At 36.7% G+C, this 229-nt stretch carries 1 pseudogene; it reads left to right on the forward strand.

Annotated elements, in window-relative coordinates:
* Nucleotides 1–132, forward strand: a pseudogene (locus tag BTV98_RS13830) (twitching motility protein PilT); the annotation flags it as partial.
* Nucleotides 133–229: the final 97 nt, after the last annotated feature.

Raw genomic sequence — 229 nt, forward strand, 5'->3', positions numbered from 1 at the left:
TCCTCTATTCAGACGGGTGCTGGTGATGGCATGATTACCCTTGACCAAACGCTTAAAAATCTTGTCTCAAAAGGTACTATTAGCAAAGATGTTGCACGTCCTTATGCTAAGCAGCCTGAGGCGTTTATTTAGTACTGGTGTTTAGAAGACTAAACCCTTGTAGCACTAAGTTTTGATAACATTACAAATTGACAATCATAGATTTTTAATCGGCTTTATTCATTTTTAA

The sequence above is a fragment of the Psychrobacter sp. Cmf 22.2 genome (assembly GCF_001921745.1).
Taxonomy (GTDB): Bacteria; Pseudomonadota; Gammaproteobacteria; order Pseudomonadales; family Moraxellaceae; genus Psychrobacter.